Below are 300 nucleotides of genomic sequence, written 5' to 3' on the forward strand. Positions count from 1 at the left end.
CTTTTTGATATTTATCAACAAACTCTGAATTAATCGTAATTCGGTCTACTTGTTTACTTTCAAATAAATTAACAGCTGTTGAAGTATCTTTTACGATATTTACATTAATTTCATTTAATTTCACATTTTTATTATCCCAGTAGTTCGGGTTTTTTGTCATTTTATAACTTGTATCATGTTTCCATTCACTTAATTGGAAAGGTCCGTTATAAACTACATTTGCAGCTTCAAGTCCGTAATTTTTCCCTTGTGCGTCTACAACCTTTTTGTTTTGAGGATAAAATGTTGCAAATCCCATTA

General features: G+C 29.3%; 1 protein-coding gene. It reads right to left on the reverse strand.

Features of this window, described 5'->3' with window-relative positions:
* Positions 1–300: ABC transporter substrate-binding protein (locus MR079_RS28645; RefSeq protein ID WP_242295104.1), on the reverse strand; the 300-nt coding region annotated here is incomplete at both ends.

It is taken from the genome of Bacillus cereus group sp. BfR-BA-01381 (assembly GCF_022663555.1).
GTDB classification, from domain to species: Bacteria; Bacillota; Bacilli; order Bacillales; family Bacillaceae_G; genus Bacillus_A; species Bacillus_A pacificus.